The following is a 4,800-nucleotide window of genomic DNA, read 5'->3' on the forward strand; positions in this document are numbered from 1 at the left end:
GCCGCCCGATGTCGGGCGGCCCGGCCCGGCGCCTCCGGGAGGGGCGCCGCGCCTCAGTCGCAGGTGAAGTCCCGCGCGGGAAGGCGGCCGGTCAGCAGGTAGCCGTTGACCGTGTCCATGACGCAGGCGTTCGGGTAGCCGCGCTGGTAGGGCGCGTGGACGTCGGCGTCCAGCGTGACCATCCGCGATCCGCGCAGCAGCCCGTGCAGAGCCTGGTTGCTCGCGTAGATCGTGCGGGTGTCGCCGGTCGCGGCCACCATCAGCGCGGGCAGCCGCCCGCCGACCTCGGTCGGCCGCTCCGCGGGCCGCGCGGGCCAGAACGCGCACGGGTTGACGTTGCGGGTCAGGGGCGCGAACAGCGGGCTGGCCGCCCGGTTCCGCTCGATGTCGCGCCGGTAGGACTCCGGATCGCGCGACGCCGTCGCGTCCCCGCAGATGATGGCGGTCTGCCCGCTCCCGTACACCGATTCGGCACCGGTGAGCAGGAACTTGAGTTCCTCGTCCAGTTCCTTGGTCGGCTGGACGCTCTCCCCCGCCGCGGCCTTGACGAAGACGCGCAGCGACTCCGCCAGCGTGGCCCTGGCCTGGTCCTCGTCGGTGCCGAGGTCGTTGAACAGCACGGCCGGCAGCACGGTGTCGTCCACGCGGTACGGGCCGACGGCGAGGGGCTTCCCGCCGGCCGCCCTGACGAGCCCGCGCACGGTGCCGAGGACTTCGTCGCGGGTGCCGCCGAGGCCGTAGGCCGCGTCGCGCTTCGCCGCCCATGCGGCCCACGCGGCGAGCGCGTGGTCGTTGGCGCCCTCGGTGCCGGCCAGCAGGCGCGGGCCGAAGCCGGCCGGGTCGACCGAGCTGTCGAGGACGACGCGGTCGAGGCGGCCGGGGAACATCGTCGCGTACACCGACCCGAGGTAGGTGCCGTAGGACGCGCCGTTGTAGGAGACCTTCCGCTCGCCGAGCGCCCCCCGGACGATGTCCATGTCGCGGGCGATGTTGCGCGTGCTGATGTGCGGCAGGACGCCGGCGTCGGTCCGCGCGCAGCGGTCGGCGAGGTCCTTGGCGAACGCCGCGGACCGGTCGAAGGAGCGGCGGCTCTCCCCCGCCGACCGGATCCACGTCCCGGCGGGCCAGTGGCAGTCCACCGCGGCGCTGCGGCCGAGCGAGCGCGGGTCCATCCCCACCAGGTCGTACCGAGGACCGGCCTTCCCCATGAGGGAGCGCATGTAGGGCGGCATGTCGAGGGCGGGCCCCGGGCCTCCCCCGTTGAGGATCATCGTGCCGATGCGGTGGGCGCGGTCGGACGCCTTCAGGCGGGAGATCGCCACGGTGATGGTGCGGCCCTCGGGACGGCGGTAGTCGAGCGGGACGGTGACGTCCGCGCACCGGGCGCCCGCCTTGTCGAGCTCCTTGCCGACCTCGTCACCGGCGTCGAGGGTGCACTTCTTCCAGTCCAGCCGCTGGTCGTAGAAGCGGGCGAGACCGCCCTTCCCGGTCGTGGCCGCTGCTGGAGCGGCGACCGGCGCACCGGTCGGTGCGGCGGCCGGTGCGGCTGCCCCGTCGCAGAAGGCCGTCTCGACGAGCCGCATCTGGTCGTCGAACGCCTCCTGGGTGGACGGGTTCTCGTTGAGGGCGACCGTCACGCGGCGCCCGGACGGCGCGACGCCCGAGACGGTGACGTAGCTTGGGAGGCCGCCCGCGTGCCCCCACCAGGTGCCGCCGCAGCGCAGCGGGGTCTCGATGAGGCCGAGGCCGTAGGCCGCGCCGTCCCAGATGCGGTCGGGGTCGGCGGGGACCGTCTGCCTCATCTGCGCGAGCATCGCGGGACTCAGCAGGCGGCCGCCCATCAGCGCACCGAAGAAGACGTTCAGGTCGCGGGGGCTGGAGATCAGCGCGCCGCCGGCCCAGCCCATCGTCGTGTTCATCTCGGTGTAGTCGTTCCAGCGGACGGTCCCGTCGCGCTCCTCGCGCATGTAGCCGTGCGCGTGCGCTCCCCTGATCCGCGTCTCGTCGCCCGGCCAGTAGGTGTCGCGCAGCCGCAGCGGCCGGATGATCCGGTGCTGGACCTCGTCCTCCAGGCTGCGCCCGCCCGCCTTCTCCGCGATGAGCCCCGCGATGATGTAGTTCGTGGTCGAGTAGTGCCAGCCGGGGCGCGGGGGCGGGAGCTTCAGCGCCCGGTCGATCAGTTCACCGGGCTCGAAGTGCCGGAAGCGGTACTCGTCCGGGTCCGAGAAGGTGTCGGTGTAGTCGGGCAGGCCGCTGGTGTGCCGCAGCAGGCTCCGCACGGTGATCTTCCGGCCGTCGTAGCCGCCCCGGTCGAGCAGACCGGGCAGGTAGCGCTCGACCGGGGCGTCCAGCGAGATCCGGCCCTCCCGCGCCAGCTGGAGCACGGTGACGGCCGTGAACGTCTTGGTGATGCTGGCGATCCGTACGCGCAGGTCCGCGCTCATCGGCCTCCCCGTGCGGCGGTCGGCCACCCCGCTGCCGGCCTTCCACGTCCCGCACGCGGGATCGTCGACGCGCACGGCGGCGCCCGTGAGCCCGTGCGTTCCGGTCAGCCGCTCCAGTGCCCGCAGGGTCGCCGCGCGGTCGGCGCAGCCGGCCGGCGCCGGCTCGGCTCGCGCGGGTGCCGGGACGGCGGCGGCCGCGGCGATCGCGGCCCCCGCCGCCAGCACCGCGACCGCCCGTCTGGCGGCCTCGCGCCGCCTCGGTGGTGTCGTCGTCATGCCCACAGACGCTAGGCACGCGAAGGCGCGGGCACACTGCGGGCAGCGGGCGGCCGCGGGGTGGGGACAGCCCCAGGACGCGTCCCGCAGACCAAAGTCGACGCGGCGCCGACCTGCGGCCACTGACGGAGGCGGTCGGCATGGCTACCGTGGGGCGGATGGACCTCCTGCGCCGGCCGTGGCGCGACTGGCTCGGCGACCTCGGCGCCGCCGGCGCCGCGATGGCGCTCGGCTGGGTGCTGCTCCAGGGCACGATCGACGACCTGCCCCCCGGGGAGACGATCCTGGTCCGGCGGGACGTGCTGATCGGCGCCGTCGCCTGCGTGTTCCTCGTCCTCTTCCGGCGCCGCCATCCGGTGGCCCTCGCGGTCGTGATGGTGTTCGCGCAGTGGGCGGCGACGACGACGCTCGGCACGGCGGCGATCGCGATGTACTCGCTGGCGATGCTGCGGCCCTGGCGGATCGCGCTGCCGATCGCCGGCGCCAGCCTGGCACTGATCATCGTGTTGTTCCGATTCGCGTCGCCCGACGGGCAGTTCCTCCAGGGAAGCGTCATCTTCGCGCTGATCTACGCGGTCCTCGTGACGACGGGCATGCTGGTGCGGTCCCGGCGGCAGCTCATCGCCTCGCTGGAGGAGCGGGCCCGCGCCGCCGAGACCGAGCAGCGGCTGCGGGTCGAGGAGGCCCGGCTGCTGGAGCGCGAGCGGCTCGCCCGCGAGATGCACGACGTCCTCGCGCACCGCATCTCGCTGCTGGCGGTGCACGCGGGGGCGCTGGAGTTCGGCCCGGGCACGCCGGACGGGCAGCGCGAGGCCGCCGGGATCATCCGGCGCAGCGCCTACGAGGCGATGGAGGACCTGCGCGAGGTGATCGGCGTCCTGCGCGACGACGCGCCCGGCGCCGATCCCGAGCGCCCGCAGCCGACGCTCGCGGACGTCCCCGCGCTCGTCGAGGAGTCGCGGCGGGCCGGGGGCCGCGTCACGCTGGAGCGGAACGTCCCCGACCCCGGGATGGTCCCCTCCCGCGTGGGGCGGCACGCCTACCGGATCGTCCAGGAGGGGCTGACGAACGCCCGCAAGCACGCGCCGGGCGCGGACGTCCGGGTGTTCCTGGACGCGGGCGCCGAACTGGACGTCGAGATCGTCAACGCGATGCCCGCCGGCCCGCCCGCCCTGCCCCTCCCCGGCTCCGGCACGGGGCTGGTCGGCCTCGCCGAGCGCGTGGCGCTGCTCGGCGGGACCCTGGAGCACGGCCGCACCGGCGACGGGCGGTTCCGGTTGCGCGCCCGCCTTCCGCTGCGGGCCGCGCATGGCGCCGGTACCGGTGGGAAAGGTGATACTCATGGCAGCGAACTCCTCTGACGAGCCCGTCCTCGAAGAACTCGACCGCGCCGAGTGCATGAAGCTCCTCGCCGGCGGCACCATCGGCCGGGTGGCGTTCGACGACGGCGAGGGACCGACGGTCATCCCCGTGAACTACGCGGTCGAGGGAGACTCGGTGATCTTCCGCACATCCGCGGCGGGCCGGCTGACCCGCAACCTGCTGACGGCGGTGACCGGCGGGGAGGTCCGGGCGGCCTTCGAGGTCGACCGGTTCGAGGAGGCCCGCCACGAGGGCTGGAGCGTGCTGCTGCGGGGCGGCGCGCACCTTCTCTCCGAGGCGGAGAAGGCCGAGGTCGCGCAGGTCCGGCCGTGGCCCGGTGGCGATCGGGAGGCGTGGTTCCGGCTGGCGGCGTCGAGCGTCACCGGACGCCGCCTGCGCCGCGACTGAGCCGCCCGTAGGGTGGCGGGATGGACTCCCCTCCCGTCCGCGTCCTGATCGTCGACGACGACGCGCTCGTCCGGGCCGGCCTGTCGATGATGCTGGCGAGCGCCGGCGACCTGGAGGTCATCGCGGACGTCGCCGACGGCGCCGAGGTCGTCGCCGCCGTGAACCAGCACCGGCCCGACGTCGTGCTGATGGACATCCGGATGCCGCGGCTGGACGGAGGCGAACGGCAGGTCGAGCGTGCTGTTGATCAGCTTCCACCGGGTGAGGTCGGACCAGTCGACGAGCGTGACGGCGACGCCCTCCTTGCCCG

At 74.5% G+C, this 4,800-nt stretch carries 4 protein-coding genes; 3 read left to right on the forward strand and 1 reads right to left on the reverse strand.

The annotated features are described in order from the left end of the window. Window positions 1-53: 53 nt before the first annotated feature. Entirely contained in the window at window positions 54-2,720 is a 2,667-nt protein-coding gene (locus ABWI04_RS41625; RefSeq protein WP_353835853.1) for an alpha/beta fold hydrolase, read from the reverse strand. 158 nt (window positions 2,721-2,878) lie between these two features. Here ABWI04_RS41625 and ABWI04_RS41630 point away from each other — a divergent pair, with 158 nt between their 5' ends. From ABWI04_RS41630 to ABWI04_RS41640, 3 genes are all read left to right on the forward strand, one after another. Next, window positions 2,879-4,081 (forward strand): sensor histidine kinase, encoded by a 1,203-nt coding sequence (locus ABWI04_RS41630; protein ID WP_345184409.1) that lies wholly within the window; start codon window positions 2,879-2,881, stop codon window positions 4,079-4,081. Continuing rightward, complete coding sequence (locus ABWI04_RS41635) at window positions 4,062-4,490, forward strand: pyridoxamine 5'-phosphate oxidase family protein (RefSeq protein ID WP_345184407.1); 429 nt, start codon at window positions 4,062-4,064, stop codon at window positions 4,488-4,490. The genes ABWI04_RS41630 and ABWI04_RS41635 overlap by 20 nt, the downstream gene beginning before the upstream one ends. A 20-nt stretch (window positions 4,491-4,510) precedes the next feature. Further along, window positions 4,511-4,800: response regulator transcription factor (locus tag ABWI04_RS41640; RefSeq protein ID WP_353835854.1), on the forward strand; the 290-nt coding region annotated here is incomplete at its 3' end.

The organism is Actinomadura sp. NPDC000929, assembly GCF_040492065.1.
Classification (GTDB): Bacteria; Actinomycetota; Actinomycetes; order Streptosporangiales; family Streptosporangiaceae; genus Spirillospora; species Spirillospora verrucosospora.